This window comes from Mesorhizobium sp. FG116 (assembly GCF_057809835.1).
Genome location: NZ_JBMDKS010000025.1, coordinates 51,934 through 78,122 on the forward strand (window position 1 = coordinate 51,934; position 26,189 = coordinate 78,122).

Consider the following 26,189-nt stretch of genomic DNA (forward strand, 5'->3'; position numbering starts at 1 on the left):
CTCAAGGCCGCCCTTTTGCATATCGATGGCCGAAGCCTATTGGATGGTGAGTTCGGTCCGTTCGCCGGCCTTGACGGTGAACGGCGTTTCGCTGTCGGCCTTGTCAGACTTGAAGTCGGTTACGACGACATAGTCGCCGGCAACCATCGTCGTCTGGAATTTCTCGCCGTAGCCGTAAGTGACCTGTTTGCGCTCGCCCTGGAGATCCTTCTTGGCCTCGTAGATGCGATAGCCGTCGGCGCCCGGCGCTTCGATGGCGAGAACGCCGGCGTTCAGCGTCACGCTGATGTTCTTGAATTCACCGACCGCGATGCTGAACGGCTGTTCCGCCGTTGCAGCCTGCATGTCGACGGCAGCAACATAGTCGCCCGCCGGTAGGTCGAACTTGCTGGCAGGGCCATAGCCATACGTGACCTGTTCGCGGCTGCCGTCCAGTTTCTTCGCCGCCTTGAATATCCGCCACGACAGGTCGCCCGAATCCACCTTTTCGCCGCCCTCGGTATAGAACGCATCGGCCTGCGCCTTGCCGACACCGACGATGAAGTCCTTGTCGATGGTCTGGCCGGCGGCGACCTGAAGCGTTTCGCTGGTTTCTCCGGCGCCGAGCTTGATGGTGATCCTGGTTTCGCCTGCGGGGACGACCGTCTTGACCTGACCATAATTCGCCGACGATTCACCCTCGCCCGGATAGTCGATGATGATCTGGGCGTTGCCGTCGATTTCCGCATCGGGTGCTGGGCGGGCGCGAAGCACCAATGCTCCGGCGTTGAGGTTGAACACCGGCTCTGAAACCTTGTCGGCGCTGACGGTTACCTTCTGCTCGGCCTTGGCGTAGCCGCTCAGCGAAGTGACGATGTAGTCGCCGGGCTCAAGGCTGATCTTGTAGTCGTTGTAGCTGCCATCGACGCGCTCGCCCTTGCCGCCGGCGGCGTCGATCTTGAACACCTCGTAATAGACGTCGATCTTGGGGGCTTCGCCGCCTTCGGTCAAAACGGTCTTCGGGATGAGGTTGTACTCGACCTTGGCCGGAGCGGGTGCGGGCGCAGGTTCTGGAGCCGGCTGCGGTGCGACGGCTTCGGCCAGCGCGTCCTTCAACGCGGCTTCATCGGAAGCCTGGATGTACTTGCCACCGGTGTTCTCGGCCAGACAGGCGACCTGCCGACCTTCCTCTGCGGTCAAGCCGAACCCGACCACGTCAGCGGTGAAGTCGACGCCTGCCGCCTCCAGTTCCTTGCCCAACTGGCACGGATCGGCATTGCAGGTTTCGAGACCGTCGGTGATGAGGATCACCTTGGCCTTGTCCTCGGTGTATTTGAGCGCTTCAGCCGCCTGGCGTACCGCGGCGCTGAGCGGCGTCTTGCCGAGGAATTTCAGATTGTCGGCGGCGGTGGAAATCGCGGCGGCCGTGCCAGCCTTCGGCGGCACGATCAGTTCGATGTCGTCGCAACTGCCCTTCTGGCGGTGGCCATAGGCCATGAAGCCGATCTCTTCATCTCCCGGAACGGACTGGAGAACGGTCTTCAGCGACTGGCGCGCGATTTCGAGCTTCGGCTTGCCGTCGATCTGGCCCCACATCGAGCCGGAGGCATCGAGAATGACGATCACCCGGTCGGCTGCACTTGCAGCCGAGCATGTCGCAATCATCATGAAAAGACCGAACAGAATGCGTGTCAGTGCCGCCATCACTTGCCTCGTGGTCGTTACCGATTCCGGTGCGATTTATTTTCTGGAATTGCCGCAGTTGAGGGCGGCAAGCTAACGAAGCAGGCCGGTGCTGGCAAGCAGGCGGTTGCAGCTTCCAAAGCGCGTCACGATCTTTCAGATTCGCTTAACGCGCTTCAGATTCTTGATTTTGTGCATGTCTTGATCCCAAAACCGATCCCCACTTTCGGGAGACATGCACTAGTAGGTGGTGCGGCGCTCTTCGGAAGGCGGCCGGCCGAACTGGAGCCGGTAGCTCTGCGCGAAATAGGAATGAGAGGTGAAGCCGGTTGCAATCGCCACATCGAGGATCGGCATGTTAGTCTGGCGCAACAATTCGCGCGCCCGTTCCAGCCTCAGCCGCATGTAGTAGCGGCCCGGCGTCACGGTGAGATGGCGCAGGAACAGGCGCTCGACCTGGCGCACCGAAAGCCCCGCCGACTTGGCAAGCTGAACAGCCGACAGGGGCTCGTCGAGGTGGTCGGCCATCAGTTCGACGATGCGCCTGAGCTTTTCCGATTTGCCGGTGAGGTCGCGCTCGGGGCCGACGCGCTGGCGGTCGCCAGCGGAGCGAATGCGCTCGTGCTGGAACTGGTTGGCGACGCTGTTGGCGAGGTTGGGGCCGAAATCGGAGCGGAGGATCTCCAGCATCAGGTCGATGGAAGTGGTGCCGCCGGCGCAGGTGTAGCGCTTGCGGTCGATCTCGAAGACGTTGCCGGTGCAGTTGATTTCGGGAAAGCGCTCGAGGAAGCCGGCGCGGTTTTCCCAATGGATGGTGCAGCGGTAGCCATCGAGCTGGCCGGCCTCGGCCAAGAGGTAGGAGCCGACCGAAAGCGCGCCCAGCGCATTGCCGCGCCGACCCCAGTTGCGCAGCGCCGCGAGCACCTTGCTCTTGCCGGGGAACTCCGTCGTCAACCCAACGCATGCGAAGATCACATCGACCGGCGGCAGGTCGGCCACGCTGTAGTCGATCTTGATCGACAGGCCATTCGACGCGATGACCGCCTCGCCATCGGCCGACACGGTTTTCCAGCCGTAGAAGTCGCGCCCGATCAGGCGATTGGCCGAGCGCATGGTGTCGATGGCGGCGGCCAGCGAGAACATCGAAAACTTGTCGACCAGCAGGAAGGCAAATTGCCGACCGCCTTCCACCGGATCATTCGTGGACGCGCGGACAACGGGGACTGCTGGCGTCGGCAAGGCTTGTTCTTTCCGGGATCAGAAGGAGGGGCGTTCGAGACCTGCGGCAAGATAAGCGGAAATGACCGTATTTGCCATCAGCATGGCAATGGTCATCGGCCCCACCCCGCCGGGCACCGGCGTGATGGCACCGGCGATAGCGGCAGCCTCCTCATAGGCGACATCACCGACGAGGCGCGACTTGCCCTCGCCCTTTTCCGGCGCCGGGATGCGGTTGATGCCGACGTCGATGACCGTCGCGCCCAGCTTCACCCAATCGCCACGCACCATCTCAGGGCGTCCCACCGCGGCAACCAGAATATCGGCGGCGCGCGCCAAGGCCGGGAGGTCGCGCGTGCGGCTGTGGGCAATGGTGACCGTGGCATTTGCCGCAAGCAGCAGGTTGGCCATCGGCTTGCCGACAATGTTGGAGCGACCGAGAACGACGGCGCTCAGGCCAGACAAATCCTTGCCGCGCACGCGTTCGATCAGCAGCATGGAGCCTGCCGGAGTGCAGGGAACGAAGGCCGTGTCGATTTCCCCGGTGCCGAGCTTGCCGACATTGATGAAGTGGAAGCCGTCGACATCCTTTGCCGGCGCGATTGTCTGAATGACCTTGCCGGCGTCGATGTGGGCCGGCAGCGGCAGTTGAACCAGAATGCCGTGGATCGCCGGGTCGGAGTTGAGATCGCCGATCAGCTTGAGCAGTGCCTGCTCGCCGGTGTCTGCCGGCAGCGTGTGCTGGACGGAAAGGAACCCGCACTCCTTCGCCGTGCGCGATTTCGAGGCCACATAGACCTGACTGGCCGGGTCTTCGCCAACGATGACAACGGCAAGGCCGGGTTGCCCCTTGCCTTTACCGACAAGCCCGGCGGTCAAGGCCTTGACCTTGGCGGTGACCTCCGCTGCCACCTTTTTCCCGTCGATCACCTCGGCCATGCCATCCTCGTCATCGCAAAATATGCCTGCGCATATTCACGATAATTCGACACCGCAATCCCGCCAATGCGGCGTCGGATGCCGTAAACTTGAAACTGGACCGTTTTGATTTCAGGCGTCAGATCTGCCGGTTGCGGGCGCGACTCTCGGCCAGCTCGCGCAACGCATCGCGAACTTCGCGCAGACTGGCGCGGATTTCCTCGACGGATGGTTCTTCCTCGGCGATTTCATCAACCAGCGGCTCGCGACCTGCCGGTGAGGGGCTCCCGGTCGCCGATACGGCAGGCGACCCATATTCGGCAGGCTGGCTCCGGTTTGGGCCATCCAGAGGAGTTTCGCGCCGTTGGAGTTGCCGCCCCTGACGGGCACGGTCAGCGGCCGTTTCACGCAGGCTTTCATAAGCACCGCGCACGGCCCCCAACCCGACGCCCGATGCAAAGCCCAAAAGCAGGCCGGCCAGCGCCATGATTGCGCGCGACGGTCCATTTGGCTCAAGCGGCGGAAACGCCTTGGAAATCACGCTGACATTGGCGGTGTTGATGTCCTTGCGCTCGCTGGTTTCCTTGGCGCGCAACAGGAACGCCTCATAGACCGAGCGCTTGGCGGCGGCTTCACGTTCGAATTCGCGCAGGCTGACGAGATCGTTGCTGACGTCGCCGCTGCGCACCTTGAGCTGCGCGAGCCTGGCCGACAGTTCCTGCTCAAGTTGGACGGCGCGGCGCAAGTCAACCTGCAGCGACGAAGCGATGCGGCGAAGCTCCGCGGCGATGCGGTCGCGAGCGCCGGCAAGCTGGGCGTCCAGCGCGATGCGTTCGGGATGGCGCGGGCCAAGCCGCACGGCGGCGCGGTCGGCTTCCTGCTTCAGCGTCGAATACTGCGAGCGCAGGTCCGCCATCGTGTTGGAATTCATTTCCTCCGGCAGTGCGCCGCCCAGAACGGCATCGACATCGACGGTTTTCGCGGAGGCCGCGCGAGCACTCAGCTCCAGCGTGCGCGCCCGGGCGACGGTGAGCTGTTCATTAAGCTTGAGCAGTTCGTCATCGGAAATGAGGCGGCCTTGCGCATCGACCAGATCATGGGTCGCCCTGAATTGCTCGACCTTGCGCTCCGCGTCCTCGACACCCTTGCGCAGTTCGGTCAATCGCGCCGTAAGCTCATTGGTCGCCCTACCGGCGGTTTCCGACTGGATCTGGCCGTATGTCTGCAGGAACACATCCGTCATCGTGTTGGCGATCAGGGCCGATTTGTCGGCATTCTGCGTCGTGGCGCTAACGGTGATGACAAAGGTCTTGCCGCCGCGCTCGACATGGATGCTTTCGGCAAGATTACCGACGGCGAGCGCGCGGCGGCGAACTTCGTCGGCGCCAGCCGGCCCGTCGTCGCGCGACAACAGCGAGCGAGCCATTGCCAGCAGCCCCGGCCTGCCGTTCTGTCCGTTGAATTCGGGATCGCTGGTCAGATTGAGAGTGTCCACGACCTTGTTGAGCACGACGCCCGAGGTGAGCACCCGCATCTGGTTCTCGACGATGGCCAAGGTGGCATCGGAGGCGATCATGGTCTGCGTCAAGTCGCTGTCGGTGATCTTGAGATCGCGCGGATCTACGATCAGTTCGGTCAGCGCCTCGTATTTCTTCGGCGTGGAAAGCGCGATTGAAACGCCAACGACAGCGCCAAGCAAAGTCATTGCAAGGATCAGCGCCTTGGACCTTGTGATGCCGCCGATGATTTTCATCGGGTCGATCAAGGGCGTCCAGCGGTCGCCTTTGTCAGGCGTTGCGGCAAACGGGGAAACGGTTCGCCCATACGCCTCGGGAACGACCTTCCTCTCCGGCTCCGGGGCGGCGGCATGCGCAGGCGGGACCGGCGGTGCAAGAGGCTCGTTAGCTGCAACATCTTCAGGCGAAGCCGGCGCCCGCTTCAGTTGCGCCCAGCGCGGCAGCCAGCTGGAGGCAGGCGACTGCTCATCAGCAGCTTGCGGGCCATTGTCCGGCATCTCGGATGGAGCGGAGACATCCGGGCGGGGTTCTTCCAGCGGTGGGATGGAAGCGATCGGGGCTGTGTCGCGCTCGGCGATGGCTTCGCGCCGCGTGCGGGCAATCTGGTGGCGTTCGACGGCATTGTCGCGCCAATCCGGCGCGGTTGACTGCGCCAACGACAAAAGCGACCCCGCCGACTGCGGCACCTCGTCTTCGCCGCGCATGGCCCGGCCGAGCTCGCGCAAGGAACGCTCATGCCTCCAGTCGTCCCTGTCGAGCCTGTCATTCATGTCCGGGCATTACCATTACAGACCGGCCGCGGGTGCAGCCATTCGTTAAGCCAAGCTAAACAGGCGTGGAAAACAAAAGGTTAATTTCCGCCAATTTGCACCGCCATTTCGACACCCCAGCATACGAGCCGCAGTTCGATGCCGATCACTGAAGGGCGCATTAAGTTTTCTTGACTAGGCTTGGCCCGATGACACAGACCGGCGACATCAGGCAGCAGGGAAAACTTGCCCGGCTCGGCAGCTTCATTGCCGAACGCCGGGGGCTTGTGCGCGACTACTTCTCGGCCATCAGCGGCGCCGGCGGGCGGCTGGTGTTTTCGCTGGTCTATTTCATCGCACTCGCCAACACGCTTTCCATCGCCGAATTCGGCATGTTCGCCACCGCTTCCGCTGCCGGCGTCATGCTGTCGCGGATACTGGCGTTCGGCTTCATTTCTGCGCTCTACCGCACCGCCACCATACGCCCGAACCTGATCGGCACATTCACCGCCGGCTTCCTGCTCTTGGCGTTGCTATCGCTGCCGCTGCTGGCCGCGGCGTCCTACGGCGTCTATCTCGTGTTCTTTTCAAGCACGGTGACGCTCGCTGCCTTCGCCGCAATCGTGTTCGCCGAATCGCTTTTATGGCGTCCTGTCGAAGTGGCGATGATCGTCAACAACGGCCTTGGCCGATTCGGCAAGGCGGCCGTGCTGGCGATCCTCACGGCCGCGTTGCGGGCGCTGGGCGCGCTGGCCTTCATGCTCTCCTCCACTCATACGCTGGAAGCGTGGGCCTGGTTCTATGTCGGCGCAAACGCGGTATCGCTGGCCGTCGCGTTCGGCGTTTTCTACCCAAGGCAGCGGTTGCGGCTGCGGGCCGAGCTCTATTGGCGACGGCTTGCCGATTCGATCTACGTTGCCGGCGCGGAAGTGCTGTTCTACCTGCAGATGGAGTTCGACAAGCTTCTGGTGCTGGCAATCGGCGGGCCGCATCTGGCCGGCCTCTATGCCATCATCATGCGGCTGGTCGACCTCACCGCCATTCCGATCCGCACCTTCTCGATGATGCTGGTGCAGCGCATGATGCGCACGCCGCAATTGCTGGCGCGGCTTTCCGTGCGGCTGGGTATCGAAGGCGGCATCTTCGCCGTTTCCACGCTTGGCCTCCTGGCCTTGGGTCTGTTGCTGCATTTCTTCCCCAACGCGCTCGGCCGCAACGTCAGCGAGGCCGCGCCTCTCATCCTGCTGGCGCTGTGCGTGCCGGGCCTGCGCAACCTGGTCGAATATCAGGCCGAACTTCTGTTCGCCCGTGGCCAGACCTTGGTGCGCGCTGTCAATCTCGCCGTGCTGGCAGGATTGAAGGCGCTGGTGCTGACGGCTGTGCTGAAGTGGTTCGACCAGACGCCGCAGCTCATACTGTCGCTGAACGCGGCCTTCCTGCTGCTCTACCTGGTGTCGGCCGTGCTGACCTATTCGGCGATGCGCCGCCCGGCAAAGGCCATCTGACCCGTCAGGCAGCTTCGGCAAGCAAGCGGCGTATGCGGCCAAGATCGGTGCCGATGAAGGATTGCATGCCGATGGCAACCTGCTCGGGCGTCATCGCTCCAACAAAACTCCGGAACGCTTCGTCCGACAGAGCTTCTCCTGTCCAGTGGACACGGCAGAACTCTTCCGCACCATGAAAGTGGTCCTTGCCGTGGAGGACCTCATCGACGAAACGGCCATAGACCAGGCATTCGGAGAAGCGGCGGTCGGCTGCAAGGGTTTGCACCCATGGGCGGCCATGAAGATTTTCGATATGCGCGCACATGTCCGTCACCGAAGCCCGACGCCAGGCGATCAGGGTGGAAATATAGTCATGCGGCGAAACGGCGGGTGCAGCGATGCCAAGCAGTTTGCCGGCATTGCGCGACCAGATGCCGTGCTGTTGGGGCACGGCGCCGGAAAACGCGTTGTCGCGGCGAAACAGCCTGACCTTTCCATCTTGGCGGAAAGCCGCGCAGTCGAACGGCTTTACGAATGCCACGTCGGAATCGCAATAAACCAGAACATCCTCGGCAATATGCGCCGCGATGGCGATGCGACGAAGCTGCTGGACATGCCAGCCTCGCAGTGGAGGAGCCTTGAGACTCAGCCAAATACGCCGGCTAAATAAGCTCAGCGGATCGCTGAAAACGTGCAGCCAGCGCGGCAGAATGTCGGTTTCGTCGATGACCGTGCGATGCGGGCTTTCCATTTGCCGGAAAAGCGGCATATCGCGATGCTCAACCAGAAGGTAATGATGCCTTGTTCCGGATACGAAACGATCCAGCGTCTCGCATAGCAGCCGGCAGCGCTCGAAGTCCGGCGCGTAGCTGGCGGTAACAATCGCCGCGGACGCCGCAAATGCCGCCCCCGAACCGGACGAGGCGGCGTGCGGCTTGAAACGGCTGTTCACCGCGGCTCTCCGGCGGGCTCGGGCCGGCGCAGTATCTTCTGGCGTGCGACGCGCCACAGGAAAGCAGGGTTGCCTAGAATATAGCGCCGCCACATGCGGCCCGGCTCGATCAGCAGACGGAACACCCACTCCAACCTCAGCCTGCGCATCCAGAGCGGGGCTCGCGGCACCGAGCCGCTCATGAAGTCCAGCAAGGCGCCGACTGCGATCGGCAAAATGCAGTGGCTGGCTTCGATATGCCGGGCAATCCACAATTCCTGACGCGGCACGCCCATGGCAACCAACAGAATGTCCGGCCGCAGGGCAGCAATGTTCTGGACGATGCCGGGCTCTTCCGAAGCCGAGAAATAGCCGTCGTGGATGACCTTGAACCGGTGCTGGGGCGCAAGCGCCTTGAACTTGCGGGCCGCTGCTTCGGCATTTGCCCTTGTGGTTCCAAGCAGACCCACCGTCAGCGGCCGGATGTATGCCTGCAAGAAAGCCGGCACGAAATCGGTGCCGTTGAGGTTGGCCGGGAAGGAAGCGCCATAAAGCACCTTGGCGGCGATATCGACGCCGATGCCATCCGGCAGGATGAGAAAATCGTCCAGCGCCTCGGCAAAGGCCGGATCGGCGTAGGCAAGATTGGCATTGTGCGCGTTGAGGAACGTGACCTTGGTGAAGCGCCGGTCATCAATCATATGGGTCAGCAGCGAAATCGCCTGCCCCCAGTCGATGCTGACAACCGGTATGCCGAGGATCGACTTCCAGGCATTGCGGCCAAAAGCTGCGCGCGCGGCATGGACGTTCATGCAAACGCCTCCTGCCGGTTGAGACCGAGCGCCTTGAGGCCCTTGGCGACCGCAACGTCGAGCGCCTTCACCTGACGGGCATGGAAGGCTGAGCCATCGACGTCCGACCCCGACTTGGCAGCGGTCTCCACGAGCGCTGCGGCGAAGGCCTTGGGATCGTCGGTTACGACGCAATTTGACGGGCGATAGGCGATGCCGCGCAGCGAACGGCTGGTCGCAACCGATGGCAGCCCGAGTTCGAACGTCTCGATGGTTTTCAGCTGGACGCCCGATCCCGCCGTGCTGATCAGTGGAATGACGGCAGCGCTGCGCACGAAAGCCTGTGCATCGGGCACGCGCCCGACGAACTCGACACCGGGATGCTGAGAGGAAACATCAGCCGGCGCACTGCCAGCAATGCGTATGCGGAACTCGCCCGGCAGATAGGGCACGACGTGCCGCAGGAACCAGTCCAGGCCAATACGATTTGGTTGCCATGTCCATGTGCCGATGAGGGCCGCGTCGCACTCGATCGTGCGTGGCTTTTTCGCCGGCGCGTTTGCGGTGGTAATCAGAGGGAGGGCAATCGAACGCGCGTCGGATGCGACGCCCAGCGCCGCGCGATCCTCTTCCGCAAGCGTGAAGACAAAGCGCGCCCGAGCGCAAAGCCTTGCTTCCAGCGATTTCAGCAGCCGTGCCTCGCGCCGAAAGAGCAGGCGTTGCAGCGGGCTCGATGCCGCCGCGGCATTTTCCAGCGCCGAATTCTGCTCGACATTATGCGCCACGAAAAGCGTCGGCCTGTCGCCAAGCGCGCGCTCGAATGCTCCCGCGAACTGGACAGAGTTCAGCACATAGGCGTCGAAGGGTCCGGCCTTGTCGATAGCCTCGCGCAACGCCTGTTCACTGACGACCCGCAGCTTGGCAGAGGCGAACGTCAGGCCGGATGACAGCGCGCGCGCCATCCATGCAAGTTTCTGGCCCGCAGAAGCGCCCTGCGTGCGCACGTCCACGCTGCCCAGCACGATTGTGTTGGCAGGGTCGATGGGCGGTTTTCCCGGCCACGTGAAGCCGATCACCGTCACGCTCGCGCCGGCACGGCGCAAGGCGTCTATGATCGCGGCATTGGCGATCTCGTAGCCAGAGGCCGCAGCGCCGTCTGGCACGATCGATGTAGCGAACAGCAGATTCATTTCACCTATCCAGGCCACTCCGTAGCAACCCTGGAGTGAAACCTTGCTTAAGCTCGGACCGCTCGTAGCCCGATTCGCGGCCGCCAAGTCGCCTCGCCGTGAAAGGTGATTAACGAAGCCTTATCGTCGCGGTGCTATCGCAGGAGCTGATCCGCTCGACCCATTGCGATGAACCCCTTGTCCACAAACGATGCCATATCGATCGTTGCGCGCTCACCCGGCCTGACAGCCGAGGAGATAGAAGCGGTCGTCACGCTGCCCACCTTCAAGCGCCCGCAACAGGTGTTGGAAACGCTCGATTCGCTGAAGACCCAGAAAACCTCGCGCCGCTTCGCCGTGATCGTGATGGAGAACGAAGCCGAGCTTCGCGAGGGTGCTGCGGCTGCCGCGCCGCTGTTCGAAAATGCCACGCTGGCAGGCATGGTCATCATTGCGCATGCCCGCGGCAATTGCAGCGCCTACAATGCCGGTTGGCAGACCGCGATGACCCACTTCCCAAATTTCCGGCACCTTGTGGTCATCGACGACGACGAAATCGCCGACCCATTCTGGCTGGAGAACCTGTGCCGCGCCGCGGAGACGCTGCCGGCGGACATCGTCGGCGGACCCCAGGTGCCGCTGTTCAGCAAGCCTTCGGACGCGGCCTGGGCGTCGCACCCGGTCTTTGCACCACCACACAGCGAAAGCGGGCGCGTTGCGGCACTTTATTCCTCCGGCAACCTGCTCGTCAGCCGCGCCGTGCTGGAGGCGATGGGTCCGCCGTATCTAGACCTGCGTTTCAACTTCATGGGTGGCGGAGATTCGGATTTCCTCAGCCGCGCCGCCCAGCGCGGTTTCCAGCTCGGCTGGTGCACCGAGGCCAAGGTGATGGAGACCGTGCCGGCACGCCGCACCGAAGCCGACTGGATCAGGGCGCGCAGCCTGCGCAACGGCGTGATTTCCACGCTGGTGGAAAAGAAGAAGCGCGCCGGCACGCCCTTTGCCGGGGCGCGGGTATTTTCCAAGAGCCTCGCGCTTCTGGCTGCGTCGCCACTTCGTGGACTTTTGCGGCTGATCAAAACCGGCTCGCCTTCCGTTGCCGTCTACCCGATCCATGTCGCTCTCGGCCGTGTCTTTGCCGAATTCGGATATGCCAATGAGCAATACCGGCAGCCTGAAAAGAACTGAGCGCGCGCCGCTGGCGGCCGCGTTCACGCGCGACGGCGTGGCAACGGCGCTGGCAGCGCTGCTCTTCACCCTCTTGCTGGTTTCGTTCCGTCCCTTCCAGCCGTCCGGTGCGGAAGGCAGCGCTGACGGCGGCGACATCGTCAACCAGCTTGGCTTCAGCGCGCTGGGCGCCGCCTCACTGTTTGCCTTGACCACGCTTGCCGACCCCAAGGTGGTGCGTTCCCTGCTCAGCCCTTCATGGCTGTTGACGCTGGGGTTCTTCCTGCTTTCGGTTGCCATGGCGGCGGACCCTTCCTCGGCCATGCGTACCGCCTTCTTCACCTTGATTGCGATGACCGCGGTCGCCACCATCCTGGCCTTGCCGCGCGATGCGGAGGCTTTCTCCACCGTCCTCATCTTCACCATCGTGGTGGTGATGGGCCTGTCCTATGTCGGGCTGATCGTGTTTCCGAACGAAGCGCTGCACACCACCGCTTCGCAGGAGCCGGAACATGCCGGTCTGTGGCGCGGCGTCTTTGCGCACAAGAACATTGCCGGGCCGGTGATGGCCTGCTTCAGTTTCGCCGGGCTCTATCTGTTCCGGCGCGGCCGGCGCATGTGGGGCGCGCTGATCTTTATCGCCGCCATGAATTTCATGCTGCACACCGGCTCCAAGACAACCGCCGGACTGGTGCCGTTCTCGATCCTCATCGTCATGGTGCCGGGCCTCGTCGGCATGCGGCTCGGCACGCCGGTGCTGTTCATGCTGGCGATCATCGCGACTGCGCTCGGCACGCTCGGTATCGTCTTCATAGAGCCGATGAAGGCCTTGGCGGCGCACTATTTCCCGGACCTCACCTATACCGGGCGAACCACCTTGTGGGAGTTTGCCGGCGAGATGCTGGCGAAGCGCCCATGGACCGGCTACGGCTATGAGAGCTTCTGGGGCACGCCGCTTCTCTTGAACCAGGACCAGCCCTTCGACCGCGCCTGGGATATTCGCTCCATCGTGCACGGCCACAATGGCTATCTCGATACCGCCGTGCTGATGGGCATTCCGGCGCTGTGCGTGGTTGCCTATACCTTCCTCGTCGCGCCGCTGCGCGACTACATGCGCATCCCGCTCTTCAAGGAAAACATCTATCTCGGCGATTTCTTCATGATGGTGGTGCTGTTCGCGGCGCTGAACGCATTTCTGGAAAGCTTCTTCTTTCGCCGCGCCGACCCGGTCTGGCTGTTCTTCCTTTTCGGCCTGTTTGGCCTGCGGCAGGTTTCGCTGCGTCCGCTTGCAACCATCCGCCCTAATTGAAGACCTTTCGCGCGGCGGAGGGAACGTCTATTGAAGGCCGTTCTCGGAGGGTTTCCATGACTATCAGGCTTGTTCTCGTCGGTTGCGGCAATATGGGTTACGCCATGCTGTCGGGGTGGATAAAATCCGGCAAGCTAAAGGCCGCCGAGGTCTTCGTCGTCGAACCGAACGAAAGCCTGCGCGGGCGCGCCGCAGCACTTGGCTGCCAGGCAGATGCCAATGCCGAAAGGCTTGGCAGCGATTCGGCTCCCGAACTGGTGGTGATCGCGGTCAAGCCGCAGGTCATCCGGGGTGTCGTGGAAGGCTACAAGCGTTTTGGCGACGGCCGCACAACATTTGTTTCCATCGCTGCCGGAACGGCGGTTTCGACCTTCGAACAGATTCTCGGAGACAAAGCGCCTGTGATGCGCTGCATGCCCAACACGCCCGCCGCCATCGGCAAGGGCATGATGGTGCTCTATTCGAACCGACTCGTCAGCGACGCCACGAAAAGCCTTGTTGGCGACCTTCTGTCCGCCAGCGGCCAAGTGGCGACGATCGATGACGAGCGTCTGATGGACGCCGTCACCGCGGTTTCAGGCTCGGGCCCGGCCTATATCTTCCATTTCATCGAAGCGTTGACCGTGGCCGCGCAAAAGGCAGGATTGCCGGCCGATACGGCCAAGCTGCTTGCCATGCAGACGGTCTACGGTGCCGCATCGCTGGCGGCGGAGAGCTCCGAGGAGCCCGGCGTGCTGCGCCAGCAGGTCACCAGCCCCAATGGCACCACCGCGGCGGCACTTGCTGTTTTGATGGGCGAGGATCGCCTGACCAAACTGCTCACCGAAGCCGTCGAAGCCGCCCGCCTGCGTTCGATCGAACTGGCAGGCTGACGGCGGAGCGGACGCATAGCGTCTTGATGCCAAAGGCTGTACAATCGGTGTGCGGGAAACGATTCTGCCGTCGAGGAAAGTATCGCTACGAACATATGCCAGTGACTGCACACGAGGTTCAAGCATAACATGCAGAACTTCGAGCCCGTCGAAGGCGGCAACATTGGCGCCGGGCAATACATGCGCGTGGTCAAGGCCACCACTGTTTATTTTCGAACGCTTATCACCGCGCAACGGCCGAGACTACATGAATTTACAGATAGACTGAGCAGGCACGCCGGATAGTTTGGCACCGCTACCTGTGCGCATAGTGCATTTGATCTACGAGCAATGGTTGCGTGGGGAGGCAACTTTGCATACGAGTTTTTTGGACGGACAAGTGGAATCGACACGATGAGCAAAAGCGGCAAGCATACCTACGAATATGAGATCGATATTGAAAGCGATGTAGCCCCGGCTCGCGTCCTGCGGATGATCAAACCGAATTCGAAGGTGTTGGAGATCGGCGCCGGCCCGGGATCGATCACCCGTCATCTGTCAGGCACATTGGCGTGCGATGTCGTCGCGCTGGAAATCGATCCGACTGCCATTGAAAAGCTCAAGCCGTTTGCGCGCATGGTCCATTCGATGGACCTCAACGACGCCAACTGGAGCTCCAGGATCCGTGAGATGGAGGGTCTTTTCGACTACGTGATCGCGGCGGATGTGCTTGAGCATGTCTACGATCCGTGGGCTGTCTTAAGTGGCATGAAGTCGCTTCTCAACGATACGGGGTCAGTGGTTTTGTCGCTGCCGCATGTAGGGCATGCTGCCGTAGCGGCCTGCCTTGTCGATGAGGATTTCGAGTATCGGGACTGGGGCTTGCTGGACCGGACGCATATCCGGTTCTTCGGCATCAAGAATGTACAGCAACTGCTTGCTTCGCAGGGAATGAGTATCGAACAGGCCGAATTCGTGGTCCGCACGCCCGAAATGACGGAATTCACACACCGTTGGAATCGTCTGCCTGCAGATGTTCAGGAAGCCCTGCAGCGCAACCGATTTTCCCACGTATTCCAGGTGGTGAGTCGTTCGGTTCCGAAAGACCGCGCAAGGAACAACATCCACTTGATGAACCAGCCGGTCGAGGCGCCTGACGCCGCCACGGAGCAGTATTGGACACGTACGATGTCACGCCTGCCCGTCGCCGACCACGTCGACGTGCAGTCGACAATCGGAGCCCCGGATGCGTCCAAGCCTCGCGCCGTTTCCACGAACCACGCAAGCATGAAAAAAAGGTCCTTGGCACAGCGCCTGGGACTGAAGAAATAGAGCTTTCCAAACCTGTGTCGAACACAATCCGAACCATTGCCTTTTACCTTCCGCAATTCCACCCAATCCCTGAAAATGATGCATGGTGGGGTAAGGGGTTTACGGAATGGACGAATGTGACGAAGGCGCAACCTTCGTTTACGGGTCACTACCAGCCGCACTTTCCTGCTGATCTTGGCTATTATGATCTTCGGGTGCGCGAGACCCGTCTCGAGCAGATCGAGATGGCGAAAGCCAACGGCATCGATGGTTTCTGCTATTACTACTACTGGTTTGCCGGGAAGCGCTTGTTGGAGCGCCCCTTGGACGAAATGCTAAATGATCCCGAAAGCGAAATGCCTTTCTGCTTGTGCTGGGCGAACGAGAATTGGACGCGGCGTTGGGATGCGGCGGAACATAAGGTCCTGATAGCCCAGGAATACGGTCCTGAAAGCGATGTAGATTTCATCAAGTCGGTCGTACCCTTCCTACAGGATCCGCGTTACATTCGAATTGACGGCGCACCGTTACTGATCGTCTACCGCCCGCAACACCTTCCTGATTCGCGCAAATCCGTTCAGATTTGGCGAGACTACTGCTCGACCGTCGGCATTCCAAAACTGCACTTGGTCTGCGCACTGACGCACAAGAACTGGGACTACCAGCAATATGGCTTCGACGCAGGTGTGGAATTCCCGCCACACAATTTGAAAGTCAGAAATCTCGCCGGCGAGCTCGATTTAACGTCAGATTTCTACGGCTCCTGCATCGACTACCAGGACATCGCGGAGCAGTATCTCGCGCTCGAACGCGGCCCGGATGCCAACATCTATCGGGCGGTGCTTCCTTCCTGGGACAATACGGCGCGCAGGCACGAGAACGCACTGATCACACTGAACGGTACGCCGGAGAACTACGAGTTCTGGCTGGCCCGTGCGCTGCGGCAGACGGCCAAAGACTTTCCTGATCAAGAACGAGTGGTTTTCATCAACGCATGGAATGAATGGGCTGAAGGCTGTCATCTCGAACCAGATCGCAGATACGGTCGGGCGTTTCTCGAGGCGACACGGCGCGCACGACAGGGTTCATCCCTGACTGCCTGGACACATGTCGGCGTTTCCAAAGAGCAGCGGCGACACGCAAACACCAAAGGTCTGAAGTTTTCGCTTGTGGATCCCGACAAGCCCTTCATCTCGCGCGCTGCTCGTCACGTCCGTGATTTTCTGAACGGACGCACCCTTCGCCGATGGATGAGACGTTGGTAAAGAGATCCGACTGCATTTCTGTCAAGTCGACCTTTCCGTGAGACCAAGATGTCGTTCAAGAACAATGTCCTTGTCGTTCTGTTGACACTCGTGTCCAGATTGAGCTCGCCCTTTTCGCCGCGCATGGCGCGCCGGTTCAAGAACTCCGCCCGTAAACGAGACCCCAAGCGGGGTTGGGATGAAGCGGGCGCCGCAACCGGCGCAGATACGGGTGGCTCTGCAAACCACAAAGAGAGGGGCAATTTCGTACCCTACGGCCCACCATCCCCCATCGTTCCAAATGTACGACTGATCGCGCATTATCTGCCGCAGTTCCACCCGTTTCAGGAAAATGACCGTTGGTGGGGCAAGGGATTTACCGAATGGGCAAATGTCGGCAAGGCCGTGCCGAACTATCCTGGCCACTACCAACCGCACTGCCCGATCCATTTTGGATATTACGATTTGCGCCTGCCGGAGATCATGGCCGAACAGTCCAAAGTGGCCCGCGAGTATGGCGTAGCGGGGTTCTCCTACTACTTCTACTGGTTCGACGGAAAAACGCTGATGGAGCGACCGCTTCAGCAGATGCTTGCGCGGCCCGAAATCGACATGCCGTTCTGCTTCACTTGGGCGAACGAAAACTGGACTCGACGCTGGGACGGGCGAGAGCACGACGTGTTGATGCGTCAGGTCCACTCGATAGACGACTCGCGCGCGCTCCTTCGTCATATACAACCCTACATGGTAGACCCTCGTTACATCCGTATTGACGGCAAGCCTGTGTTGATCGTCTACCGGGCCAACATCATTCCGGATATTCTGCAAACTACGGAAGCTTGGCGTGCTGAGGCGCGAAAGCTCGGATTTCCGGGGCTGTATCTGATCGCAGCACAGAGTTTCGATATCGGCGATCCGCGGCCGCTCGGGTTCGACGCGGCGTGTGAATTTCCGCCTCATCAAGTTCTACGCAAAGAAATCACGGACGAGATGAGGGTTAGCAATCCGAATTTCGTTGGATCGATCCTCGACTACGAGCACGCGGTCGGCGGCGAGTTGGGAAAAGCCGAGCCGGACTACAAGCTCTTCCGTTCAACCATGCTGTCGTGGGACAATACCGCCCGCAATCAGGATGGGCCCCGCATCTTTGAACGATTTTCTATCCCGCTTTACAAGAAGTGGCTCTTGCACCTTTGCAGCCAGGTGCTCGCGGAATCGAAATACGCGGCGGACGAGAAAATTGTCTTCATCAACGCATGGAACGAATGGGCGGAAGGCACCCATCTGGAACCGGATCGGAAATTTGGGTTTGCCTATCTGCAAGCCACCTACGATGCGCTGGCCGAACTCGAGACTCCGATCAAGCGGCAGCAACAAAGCCAAAATTGAGGCTCACCCGCGCAAACCGCCACGGCCAAGCTCCCAAGCATATTGCGTTTCGTAAATCGTTGAACGACTTAGCTCTACTGCCCGGCGGGGTCGCGCGCGGTGGTACGAAGAGCACTGCTACTTGGGTTTGCGCCACCAAGCCCCCGTCCAGTCCACCATCGTTATGGGAGCGTCTATGTCATGTGCGGAGCGGTAATCTTCGACTGCCTTTTTACACGCTGGAATTGCCCCATAATCATCGACGATGATGAAGCCGCCAGGAGAAAGGCGATCGTAAAGGTTCGTCAATGAATCCATGGTGGACGAATACATATCTCCATCAAGCCTGAGAAGGGCAAACTGCCTGTCCCTTACGCTTGGCAGCGTGTCACAGAACCAACCTTTCAGGAACTGCACCTGGTCATCCAACAGCCCATAAGCCGAGAAGTTCGCCTTCACCGTCTCCATGTCGATAGCCAGTTGGCTATATTTGTAGAGCTCGTCGCCCTTGTCGGCGGGATAAAGCTTGGGATCTGGTGGCGGTAGTCCCTCGAAAGAATCCGCGACAATTATAGTTCGCTCGGAATCACCGTAGGCTTTCAGTATACCTCGCATGAGGATACATGAACCGCCACGCCAAACGCCGGTCTCAATCAGATCGCCAGGAATGTTCTCTGCTAGGATCGTCTCCGTCAATTCGCGAAGGTTTTGTAGGCGCTTCAGACCTGCCATGCTATGCGCGACCGCAGGCCAGTCTTTGCCTTCATTGCGAAGGGAAAGCTGATAAGTTCGGTCCTGTCGCCAGGGATCCAATGATGAATCGCCGTAGATGGTGTTCGAAACGCATCGTATTAGAAGATCAATGTAAAGTTCGCGCGCGTCCACCGTTCACAGCCCCATGATCAAAAAGGTGGACGTACCTGACACATACGCGCTCTATCTACAAGAGCCCGCCGATCCGCGTTTGATGGCTTCTGAACTGGCAGCACAAAGCGGGCCGGCCTATGGCAGCCACGCCTCCTATTTGATCCGGCGCGCCGGCCGCGTGCACCTTTGAGGCCTTAACGAGCGTACATCTTCGATATCAATAGATTCAAGAGGCGTAGTATCGCCACGAATGCCTCATCCTAAGGGACATGAAAACAACGCCGCGCACCGGTGGAGCGGCTGCAAGTCCTTAAATGTCAGCCAGTTGATCATTTCTGGGAAGAAATGGTGCTGCCAGAGAGGATTGAACTCTCGACCTCTCCCTTACCAAGGGAGTGCTCTACCACTGAGCTACGGCAGCATTCCGGATGCGGCGGACTTCTGCCACATCACTTCCCGGAGCGCAAGGCATCTATCGCGGCTTGTGAAAAGCCGTCCTCGCCGACACGGGCTTGCCACATTCCCGGCTATTGATTTTCGGAGCTAGGGGCAGGGGAAATGACGCAAAAGAAGGAACAGGCGAGCGGCGACGGTAACCGGCGAAAGGCCCGGCTGGCTGAGGCGCTGAGGGCAAATCTGCAGAAGCGCAAGGCCCAGATGCGTTCGCGGCGCACCGGCGAGGCGGATACGCGGCCCGAGGGGCTGGCCGCGGCGGAGAAGCCAAAAGAGTAACGCTGGCAACGCGCAAGCTGCGCCAGAAAAACGCAATTTCTTGAACAGTGCCGGCCAATCGTCTAGAGAGCCGGACTCAACCGATTGAAAGCCGGCCTTTCTGGCCGCAGGGATCTTTCTTCATGGATCGCATCAGAATTGTCGGAGGCAACGAGCTCTCCGGAAACATTCCTATTTCGGGCGCAAAGAACGCGGCCCTGCCGTTGATGATCGCCTCGTTGCTCACCGACGGCACGCTGACGCTGGAAAACGTGCCGCATCTCGCCGATGTCGAGCAATTGACCCGTATTCTCGGCAATCATGGCGTCGACTATTCGGTCAACGGGCGCAGGCCGAGGCAGAGCGAAGCCTATTCGCGCACCGTCAATTTCACCGCCCGCAACATCGTCGATACCACCGCGCCTTATGAACTGGTGTCGAAGATGCGCGCCTCGTTCTGGGTCATCGGCCCGCTGCTGGCCCGCATGGGCGAAGCACGCGTCTCGCTGCCCGGCGGCTGCGCCATCGGCACGCGGCCGGTCGACCTGTTCATAGACGGCCTGCAGGCGCTGGGCGCGACGATCGACGTCGAGAGCGGTTATGTCATCGCCAAGGCAAAGAACCGCCTCAAGGGCAACCGCTACGTCTTCCCCAAGGTGTCGGTCGGCGCGACCCATGTGCTGATGATGGCCGCATCGCTGGCGCGCGGCGAAACCGTTTTGGAAAACGCCGCCCGCGAGCCCGAAATCGTCAACCTCGCCGACTGCCTGAACGCGATGGGCGCCAAGGTGTCGGGCGCAGGTACCTCGACCATCACCATTGACGGCGTCGACCAGCTTTCCGGCGCCAGCGTGCGCGTCATTCCAGACCGCATCGAAACCGGCACCTATGCCATGGCGGTTGCCATGACCGGCGGTGATGTCCTGCTGGAAGGCGCGGAGCCGGACCTGCTGCAATCGGCGCTCGACGTCATTGCCCAGACCGGCGCTGAGATCACGCCGACCAACGAGGGCATCCGCGTCAGGCGCAACGGCGCCGGCATTGCGCCGGTCGATGTCACGACCGCGCCCTTCCCCGGCTTTCCGACCGACCTGCAGGCGCAGTTCATGGGCCTGATGACGATGGCCAAGGGCAAGTCGCACATCACCGAGACGATCTTCGAAAACCGCTTCATGCACGTTCAGGAACTCGCCCGCCTCGGCGCCCATATCACGCTGTCGGGCCAGACGGCGATCGTCGAGGGCGTATCGAAACTGAAGGGCGCGCCGGTGATGGCAACCGACCTGCGCGCTTCCGTTTCGCTGGTCATTGCCGGCCTTGCCGCTGAGGGCGAAACGCTCGTCAACCGGGTCTACCACCTCGACCGCGGCTTCGAGCGGCTTGAAGAGAAGCTCTCCGGTTGTGGTGCCGTCATCGAGCGCATTTCCGGATGATTGGGCCTCGGCCTCGCATCCCGGTTGCGCAGGCTCGAAAGACCGCCTAACAGAAGGTTGTACGAATAACCTTCGCAGGTGCGAAACCGGCATGGAAGCACTCAAGCTCATCGCGCTCGACGGCCAGGACCTGAACGTCATTTCGGCGCATGTGCAGGATGCCGTGCTGAAGGTCGGCGATCTCGAATATCTGCCTGCAGCCAAGCGGTTCGTGTTGGCGATGAACCGCTTCGCCTGGGAGCGGAAAGCGGGCTTCCTGCGCAAGCACAATGAGCGGCGCCAGAGCGTGCTCCATTTCGACCGCGTTCTGGGCGCCAAGACGTCGGGCATTGCCCGCAACAAGCCTGAAGAAGTTCTGTCGCTTCTGGCCGTCAGCTACCTGCCGATTACCGCGCCGGCGGGCATCGTCGAGCTGGTTTTCTCCGGCGGCGGCGCGATCATGCTCGATGTCGAGTGCGTCGAAGCGCGCCTTGCCGATCTCGGTGGCGCGTGGCAGGCAACGTCCCGTCCCTGGCACAGGATCTGAGCAAGCGATGGCCATCACCCTCACGCATTCCGAACCCGGGTTCGAGCAGCGCTTTGCAGCCTTCCTGTCGACCAAGCGCGAGGTCTCGGCAGACGTCGACAATGTGGTCCGCGATATCGTGCAGCGCGTGCGCGCCGAAGGCGACAAGGCGCTGATCGACTACACCCGAAAATTCGACCGGGCCGACCTCGCTGAACTCGGCATTGCTGTTTCCCGCGCGGATATCGAGGCAGCCTACAAAGTAGCCGACGCAGCGACCGTCGAGGCGCTCAAGCTGGCGCGCGACCGCATCCATTCCCACCATGCTCGCCAGAAGCCGAAGGACGACCGCTACACCGACGCCATCGGCGTGGAACTTGGCTCGCGCTGGACGGCGATCGAATCGGTCGGGCTCTATGTTCCGGGCGGCACGGCGAGCTATCCGAGCTCGGTGCTGATGAATGCGATGCCCGCTCTGGTTGCCGGCGTCGAGCGCATCGTCATGGTGGTGCCGGCTTCGGGCGGCGTCATCAACCCGCTGGTGCTGGTCGCGGCTGATCTTGCCGGCATCTCCGAAATCTATCGCATCGGCGGCGCGCAGGCAGTGGCGGCGCTCGCCTACGGCACCGAAACGATCCGCCCGGTGGCCAAGATCGTCGGCCCGGGCAACGCCTATGTAGCGGCCGCCAAGCGCCAGGTGTTCGGCACCGTCGGCATCGACATGATTGCCGGGCCATCCGAGGTGCTGGTGGTGGCCGATGGCTCAAATGATCCCGAGTGGATCGCGGCCGACCTGCTGGCGCAGGCCGAGCACGACGCCTCGGCCCAGTCGATCCTGATCACCGACGATGCCAAATTCGGCAAGGCGGTCGAAGCTGCGGTGGAACGCCAGCTACAGCAATTGTCGCGGGCCGAGACGGCAGCCCAGAGCTGGCGCGATTTCGGCGCGGTCATCCTGGTCGATACGTTCGACGATGCGGTGCCTTTGGTCGACCGCATCGCCGCCGAACATCTTGAACTTGCCATCGACAATGCGGAAGCCTTCCTGTCGCGCATCCGCAACGCCGGCGCGGTGTTCATCGGCCGCCATACACCGGAAGTTATCGGCGACTATGTCGGCGGCTCCAACCACGTGCTGCCGACTGCCCGCTCGGCGCGGTTCTCGTCGGGCCTCTCCGTGCTCGATTTCGTCAAGCGCACGTCGATCCTGAAGCTTGGGGCCGAACAGCTGCGCGCGCTGGCGCCGGCGGCAATCGCGCTCGCCAAGGCCGAAGGTCTCGATGCTCACGGGCGCTCTGTCGCCATCCGATTGAACATGTAGGCGGCGATGTCGGGACCTGACCGGAACCGCAACAGACTGATCGACGTCGAGCTCGACGAAACCATCGGCCGTTCGACGCCCGATGTCGAACATGAACGCGCGGTGGCGATTTTCGACCTGATCGAGGAGAACAGCTTTCGCCCGGTGACCGATGAAGGCAGCGGCCCCTACAAGCTGAAACTGTCACTCGCTGAATCCCGGCTGGTGTTCGCCATCAGCCGCGAGGACGGCGCAACCGTCGTCACCCACATCCTTTCGCTGACGCCGTTCAGGCGCATCGTCAAGGATTACTACATGATCTGCGAGAGCTATTACGACGCCATCCGTTCGGCGACGCCCAGCCATATCGAGGCGATCGACATGGGCCGGCGCGGGCTGCACAACGAGGGCTCGCAGACGCTGCTCGACAGGTTGGCCGGCAAGATCGACATCGATTTCGACACGGCGCGCCGCCTGTTCACGCTGGTCTGCGTGCTGCATTGGCGAGGCTAAGCTGGCAGAGCCTCGGTCCGTCCTGTTCATGTGCGGCATGAATGCGGTGCGCTCGCCGATGGCGGAGCTGTTGGCAAAGCAGGTGCTGCCCAGCGACATATTCCTCGCATCGGCCGGCGTCCATCGCGGCGAGCGCGATCCGTTCGTGGACGCCGTGCTTGCCGAAGAGGGCCTTTCGCTCGGTGAGAGGCATCCACGCTCTGTCGACGACCTCGACGACGCCTATTTCGACCTGATCATCACGCTCTCGCCGCAGGCGCATCACGCGGCGCTGGAGTTCACCCGTTCCATGTCCGTCGATGTCGAGTACTGGCCGACGCCCGACCCGACGACGATTACCGGAACGCGCGAGCAGATCATGGCCGCCTATCGCGACGTGCGCGAGCGGCTGAAGGCCCGCATCCGCAACCGATTTCTGCTGCCGGACACGCCAAGCTAGTATAGCTAAGCCAACTTGCTGTAAGCGTGTTCACAAAACCCAGTTTATCATATAGGTTCCGCGCAATTTCCAGCCGACGCGCCGGAAATGCCATCCAAGCAAAGGTATCGAATGCCGAAGGAAGAAGTCCTCGAGTTTCCGGGCGTGGTGACGGAGTTGCTGCCGAACGCCATGTTCAGGGTCAAGCTCGAAAACGAACATGAGATCATCGCCCACACCGCCGGCCGCATGCGCAAGAATCGCATCCGCGTGCTCACCGGCGACAAGGTTCTGGTCGAGATGACGCCCTACGACCTGACCAAGGGCCGCATCACCTATCGTTTCAAATAGTCATCGCTCAGGGCACGGCTTTGAATGGCTGAGAGCAAACCGCACAGACTCGTGCTTGCCTCGGGCTCGCCGCGCAGGATCGAGCTGCTGCAGCAGGCCGGCATAGAGCCCGATCGCGTGTTTCCGGCAGATGTCGACGAGACGCCGCTGAGGGCCGAGCATCCGCGTTCGCTGGCCAAGCGCCTGTCGAAAGACAAGGCGGAGAAGGCGCTCGGCTCGCTGATGGCGGAAGCCCATTATGAGCCGGGCTACGTGCTCGCCGCCGACACAGTGGTGGCGGTCGGCCGACGCATCCTGCCAAAGGCCGAGACCATCGAAGAGGCTGCAAACTGCCTGCAGTTGCTGTCGGGGCGTTCGCATCGCGTCTATTCGGGCGTGTGCGTCGCCGTGCCCGGCGGCAAGCTCCGCCAACGCCTCGTCGAGACGCGGGTACGCTTCAAGCGGCTGTCGCGCGAGGAGATCGAAAAGTACATCGCATCCGGCGAATGGCGCGGCAAAGCCGGCGGCTACGCCGTGCAAGGCCTTGCCGGCTCGTTCGTGGTCAAGCTGGTCGGCTCCTACACCAATGTCGTCGGCCTGCCGCTTTATGAAACCGTTGCGCTGCTGGCAGGCGAAGGGTTCAACACGCGCGCCAAATGGCCGGCAAGCGGCCTGTCGTGAGCGTCGGTGACAACTCGGCGGTCACGCCGCTGAGGCCGAAAAGGCCATGCCCGGAATGCGGCAGGCCATCGGCGCGCGACACCTATCCGTTCTGCTCGAAACGCTGCAAGGATATCGATCTCAATCGCTGGCTGAAGGGTGCCTATGTCATCCCCGGCCGCGACAATGAGGAAGAGACCGAGGACCTGCCGGCGTCGACGCCCCGGGACCAGGAATAAGCCCATCAGGCTGAAAACAGTACGCCGCGCGATCCTTGCGGACGCGCGGCGCAATTCGACAGCCTTGAAGGCGGTTTGAGGTCAGGCGGCTTCTGGCAGGGGCAGCGGGTCGGTGAGTGCGTTTCCGACGTTGAAGCCGATGCTTGTGAAGAACTCGGCGGCGGATACCTTTGCGCCGCCTTCCGGCTTGACCTTGAGCAGTTCGACCTGGCCGCCCTGGACGATGACGGAGACGCCCTTCTCACCGATGGCGCTGATTTCGCCGGGCTTGCCGCGCACGTCCTCGAAGCGCCGCACCGGGTGCTTGCGCGTCTCGTAGATGCGGACCTTGATGCCGCCGATGGTGGTCCATGCGCCCGGCGCCGGATCGCAGCCGCGGATCAGATTGTAGATGTGGTCGATATGGGCATGCCAGTTGATCTGGGCTTCCTTGTCCTTGCACCAGCCCTCGTAGCTCGCCTTGTCCTCGTCCTGCACGATCTCCTGGTGCTTGCCGGCAACAACCAGGTCGGCCGCTTCCAGCATGGCCTCGACGCCAAGCGGGAACAGGTGGTTGAAGTAGACCGAGCCAAGCGTATCGTCGGGACCGATGGCAACCGTCTTTTGCAGGATCACCGGACCTTCGTCCAAACCGTCATTGGGACGGAAGATGGTGAGGCCGGTCTTGGTGTCGCCCTTGATGATCGGCCAGTTGATCGAGCTCGGGCCACGGTATTCCGGCAACAGCGAGGGGTGGTACTGGATCATGCCGTGCCTGGGGATGGTGACGAAGTCCTGCGGCGCGAACTGCAGCACATAAGCCATGACGCCGAGCTCCACATCGAGCTCCTTCAGCGCCTGCCTGGCGGGTTCGCCCTTCAGCGACGGGAACTGGAACACTTTGAGGCCTTCCTTCTCGGCGGCGAGCCGCAAGGGGTCAGGCTTGGCGCCGGCCTTTTCCGGCGCGCAGAACACGCCGGCGATCTCGTCGCCGCGCTTGAGGAAGGCTTCAAGCACGCTGGCGCCGAACGCCTGTTGTCCGATGATGGCAATACGCATGGCTGCTCCTTTCGTGTCAGGCATGGCTTTCCCGTTCCCGCGCATGGCGCAGGCTGAGGGATAAGCGGGTCGGGTCTCGCTACTCAGGAAAGGCCAATGTCCGGCCTTTCCTCAATTCTCACATATGATCCGGCCCAGTGGGCAGAATCTGCCGGCCGCGCCTCAGCGGCCGGTGTTGATCCACACCACCTTGGGCTCGGTGAAGTTCTCGATGGCCATGTCGCCATGTTCGCGGCCGAAGCCGGAATCGCGCGCCCCGCCCCAGGGCAGGCGGATGTCGGTCGGGCCGTAGGTGTTGATCCACACCGTGCCCGCCTTCAACTGCCGGGCAAAGCGGTGGACGCGGGCGATGTCGGCGCTCCACACGCCGGCGGCAAGGCTGTAGACGGTGCCGTTGGCGATCCTGAGCGCATCGTCGTCGTCCTTGAACTTGATGACGGTGGCGACGGGGCCGAAGATCTCTTCCTGCGACACCCGCATCTCGTG

Annotated in this window: 26 protein-coding genes and 1 tRNA gene; 16 read left to right on the forward strand and 11 right to left on the reverse strand. The window is 61.6% G+C overall.

The features are described from left to right. Positions 1–36 precede the first annotated feature (36 nt). From ACODTY_RS18300 to ACODTY_RS18315, 4 genes are all read right to left on the reverse strand, one after another. The gene (locus ACODTY_RS18300) at positions 37–1,683 is read right to left on the reverse strand and encodes a vWA domain-containing protein (RefSeq protein WP_488995637.1); all 1,647 of its coding nucleotides are present in this window, start codon (positions 1,681–1,683) and stop codon (positions 37–39) included. A 219-nt stretch (positions 1,684–1,902) separates the two neighbouring features. Beyond that, positions 1,903–2,901 carry a GlxA family transcriptional regulator gene (locus ACODTY_RS18305; protein WP_488995638.1) on the reverse strand — a complete coding sequence of 333 codons (999 nt, stop codon included), beginning with the start codon at positions 2,899–2,901 and terminating at the stop codon, positions 1,903–1,905. Between the two features lie 18 nt (positions 2,902–2,919). Further along, positions 2,920–3,819, reverse strand: a complete 900-nt coding sequence (folD, locus tag ACODTY_RS18310; RefSeq protein ID WP_488995639.1) for a bifunctional methylenetetrahydrofolate dehydrogenase/methenyltetrahydrofolate cyclohydrolase FolD — start codon at positions 3,817–3,819, stop codon at positions 2,920–2,922. A 118-nt stretch (positions 3,820–3,937) separates the two neighbouring features. Continuing rightward, positions 3,938–6,085: a GumC family protein gene (locus ACODTY_RS18315; RefSeq protein ID WP_488995640.1), complete on the reverse strand. Its 2,148-nt coding sequence runs from the start codon at positions 6,083–6,085 to the stop codon at positions 3,938–3,940. A 188-nt stretch (positions 6,086–6,273) separates the two neighbouring features. On the opposite strand from ACODTY_RS18315, the gene ACODTY_RS18320 reads away from it, so the two are divergent. Further along, entirely contained in the window at positions 6,274–7,569 is a 1,296-nt protein-coding gene (locus ACODTY_RS18320; protein WP_488995641.1) for a lipopolysaccharide biosynthesis protein, read from the forward strand. 4 nt (positions 7,570–7,573) lie between these two features. On the opposite strand, the gene ACODTY_RS18325 is transcribed toward ACODTY_RS18320, so the two are convergent. From ACODTY_RS18325 to ACODTY_RS18335, 3 genes are read right to left on the reverse strand one after another with little or no spacing between them, the layout of a single operon-like run. Further along, entirely contained in the window at positions 7,574–8,500 is a 927-nt protein-coding gene (locus tag ACODTY_RS18325) for a DUF6492 family protein (RefSeq protein WP_488995642.1), read from the reverse strand. After that, entirely contained in the window at positions 8,497–9,291 is a 795-nt protein-coding gene (locus tag ACODTY_RS18330) for a WecB/TagA/CpsF family glycosyltransferase (RefSeq protein ID WP_488995643.1), read from the reverse strand. Before ACODTY_RS18330 ends, ACODTY_RS18325 begins: the two co-directional genes overlap by 4 nt. Further along, entirely contained in the window at positions 9,288–10,460 is a 1,173-nt protein-coding gene (locus ACODTY_RS18335; protein ID WP_488995644.1) for a glycosyltransferase, read from the reverse strand. The genes ACODTY_RS18330 and ACODTY_RS18335 overlap by 4 nt, the downstream gene beginning before the upstream one ends. Before the next feature lie 168 nt (positions 10,461–10,628). Here ACODTY_RS18335 and ACODTY_RS18340 point away from each other — a divergent pair, with 168 nt between their 5' ends. The 6 genes from ACODTY_RS18340 to ACODTY_RS18365 all read left to right on the forward strand — a co-directional run bounded on the left by ACODTY_RS18340 (position 10,629) and on the right by ACODTY_RS18365 (position 17,710). After that, positions 10,629–11,627: a glycosyltransferase family 2 protein gene (locus tag ACODTY_RS18340; protein ID WP_488995645.1), complete on the forward strand. Its 999-nt coding sequence runs from the start codon at positions 10,629–10,631 to the stop codon at positions 11,625–11,627. Further along, the gene (locus tag ACODTY_RS18345) at positions 11,596–12,915 is read left to right on the forward strand and encodes an O-antigen ligase family protein (RefSeq protein ID WP_488995646.1); all 1,320 of its coding nucleotides are present in this window, start codon (positions 11,596–11,598) and stop codon (positions 12,913–12,915) included. The genes ACODTY_RS18340 and ACODTY_RS18345 overlap by 32 nt, the downstream gene beginning before the upstream one ends. Before the next feature lie 56 nt (positions 12,916–12,971). Continuing rightward, on the forward strand, positions 12,972–13,787 hold the full coding sequence (gene proC / locus ACODTY_RS18350; protein WP_488995647.1) for a pyrroline-5-carboxylate reductase: 816 nt from the start codon (positions 12,972–12,974) through the stop codon (positions 13,785–13,787). A gap of 393 nt (positions 13,788–14,180) precedes the next feature. Then, the gene (locus ACODTY_RS18355; RefSeq protein ID WP_488995648.1) at positions 14,181–15,098 is read left to right on the forward strand and encodes a class I SAM-dependent methyltransferase; all 918 of its coding nucleotides are present in this window, start codon (positions 14,181–14,183) and stop codon (positions 15,096–15,098) included. Between the two features lie 14 nt (positions 15,099–15,112). Continuing rightward, positions 15,113–16,342, forward strand: a complete 1,230-nt coding sequence (locus ACODTY_RS18360) for a glycosyltransferase WbsX family protein (protein ID WP_488995649.1) — start codon at positions 15,113–15,115, stop codon at positions 16,340–16,342. A 48-nt stretch (positions 16,343–16,390) separates the two neighbouring features. Beyond that, positions 16,391–17,710, forward strand: a complete 1,320-nt coding sequence (locus ACODTY_RS18365; protein WP_488995650.1) for a glycosyltransferase WbsX family protein — start codon at positions 16,391–16,393, stop codon at positions 17,708–17,710. Between the two features lie 117 nt (positions 17,711–17,827). Here ACODTY_RS18365 and ACODTY_RS18370 read toward each other — a convergent pair whose 3' ends face one another. Then, positions 17,828–18,574 carry a TylF/MycF family methyltransferase gene (locus ACODTY_RS18370; RefSeq protein WP_488995651.1) on the reverse strand — a complete coding sequence of 249 codons (747 nt, stop codon included), beginning with the start codon at positions 18,572–18,574 and terminating at the stop codon, positions 17,828–17,830. A gap of 328 nt (positions 18,575–18,902) precedes the next feature. Continuing rightward, positions 18,903–18,977 (reverse strand) — tRNA-Thr (locus ACODTY_RS18375). Positions 18,978–19,114: 137 nt separating this feature from the next. On the opposite strand from ACODTY_RS18375, the gene ACODTY_RS18380 reads away from it, so the two are divergent. The 9 genes from ACODTY_RS18380 (at position 19,115) to yacG (ending at position 24,665) form a co-directional block, all read left to right on the forward strand. Then, positions 19,115–19,288: a hypothetical protein gene (locus ACODTY_RS18380; RefSeq protein ID WP_488995652.1), complete on the forward strand. Its 174-nt coding sequence runs from the start codon at positions 19,115–19,117 to the stop codon at positions 19,286–19,288. A 122-nt stretch (positions 19,289–19,410) separates the two neighbouring features. Continuing rightward, a complete protein-coding gene (murA, locus tag ACODTY_RS18385) occupies positions 19,411–20,700 on the forward strand; it encodes a UDP-N-acetylglucosamine 1-carboxyvinyltransferase (RefSeq protein WP_488995653.1) in 1,290 nt (429 codons plus the stop codon). 91 nt (positions 20,701–20,791) lie between these two features. Next, positions 20,792–21,226: a DUF2948 family protein gene (locus ACODTY_RS18390; protein ID WP_488995654.1), complete on the forward strand. Its 435-nt coding sequence runs from the start codon at positions 20,792–20,794 to the stop codon at positions 21,224–21,226. Between the two features lie 7 nt (positions 21,227–21,233). Continuing rightward, positions 21,234–22,526 (forward strand): histidinol dehydrogenase, encoded by a 1,293-nt coding sequence (gene hisD, locus ACODTY_RS18395; protein WP_488995655.1) that lies wholly within the window; start codon positions 21,234–21,236, stop codon positions 22,524–22,526. 6 nt (positions 22,527–22,532) lie between these two features. Further along, positions 22,533–23,018: a UPF0262 family protein gene (locus ACODTY_RS18400; protein ID WP_056243206.1), complete on the forward strand. Its 486-nt coding sequence runs from the start codon at positions 22,533–22,535 to the stop codon at positions 23,016–23,018. A 28-nt stretch (positions 23,019–23,046) separates the two neighbouring features. Further along, on the forward strand, positions 23,047–23,457 hold the full coding sequence (locus ACODTY_RS18405) for an arsenate-mycothiol transferase ArsC (RefSeq protein ID WP_488995656.1): 411 nt from the start codon (positions 23,047–23,049) through the stop codon (positions 23,455–23,457). 111 nt (positions 23,458–23,568) lie between these two features. Further along, positions 23,569–23,787: a translation initiation factor IF-1 gene (gene infA / locus ACODTY_RS18410; protein WP_006200926.1), complete on the forward strand. Its 219-nt coding sequence runs from the start codon at positions 23,569–23,571 to the stop codon at positions 23,785–23,787. A 24-nt stretch (positions 23,788–23,811) separates the two neighbouring features. Beyond that, positions 23,812–24,447, forward strand: a complete 636-nt coding sequence (locus ACODTY_RS18415; protein WP_488995657.1) for a Maf-like protein — start codon at positions 23,812–23,814, stop codon at positions 24,445–24,447. Beyond that, on the forward strand, positions 24,444–24,665 hold the full coding sequence (yacG, locus tag ACODTY_RS18420; RefSeq protein ID WP_488995658.1) for a DNA gyrase inhibitor YacG: 222 nt from the start codon (positions 24,444–24,446) through the stop codon (positions 24,663–24,665). The genes ACODTY_RS18415 and yacG overlap by 4 nt, the downstream gene beginning before the upstream one ends. An 81-nt stretch (positions 24,666–24,746) precedes the next feature. Here the strand turns inward: yacG and ACODTY_RS18425 are convergent, their stop codons facing one another. Both ACODTY_RS18425 and ACODTY_RS18430 read right to left on the reverse strand, forming a co-directional pair. Next, on the reverse strand, positions 24,747–25,703 hold the full coding sequence (locus tag ACODTY_RS18425; protein WP_488995662.1) for a methionyl-tRNA formyltransferase: 957 nt from the start codon (positions 25,701–25,703) through the stop codon (positions 24,747–24,749). 162 nt (positions 25,704–25,865) lie between these two features. Beyond that, a partial coding sequence (locus tag ACODTY_RS18430; protein ID WP_488995659.1) for an aldehyde dehydrogenase family protein occupies positions 25,866–26,189 on the reverse strand: 324 nt, incomplete at its 5' end.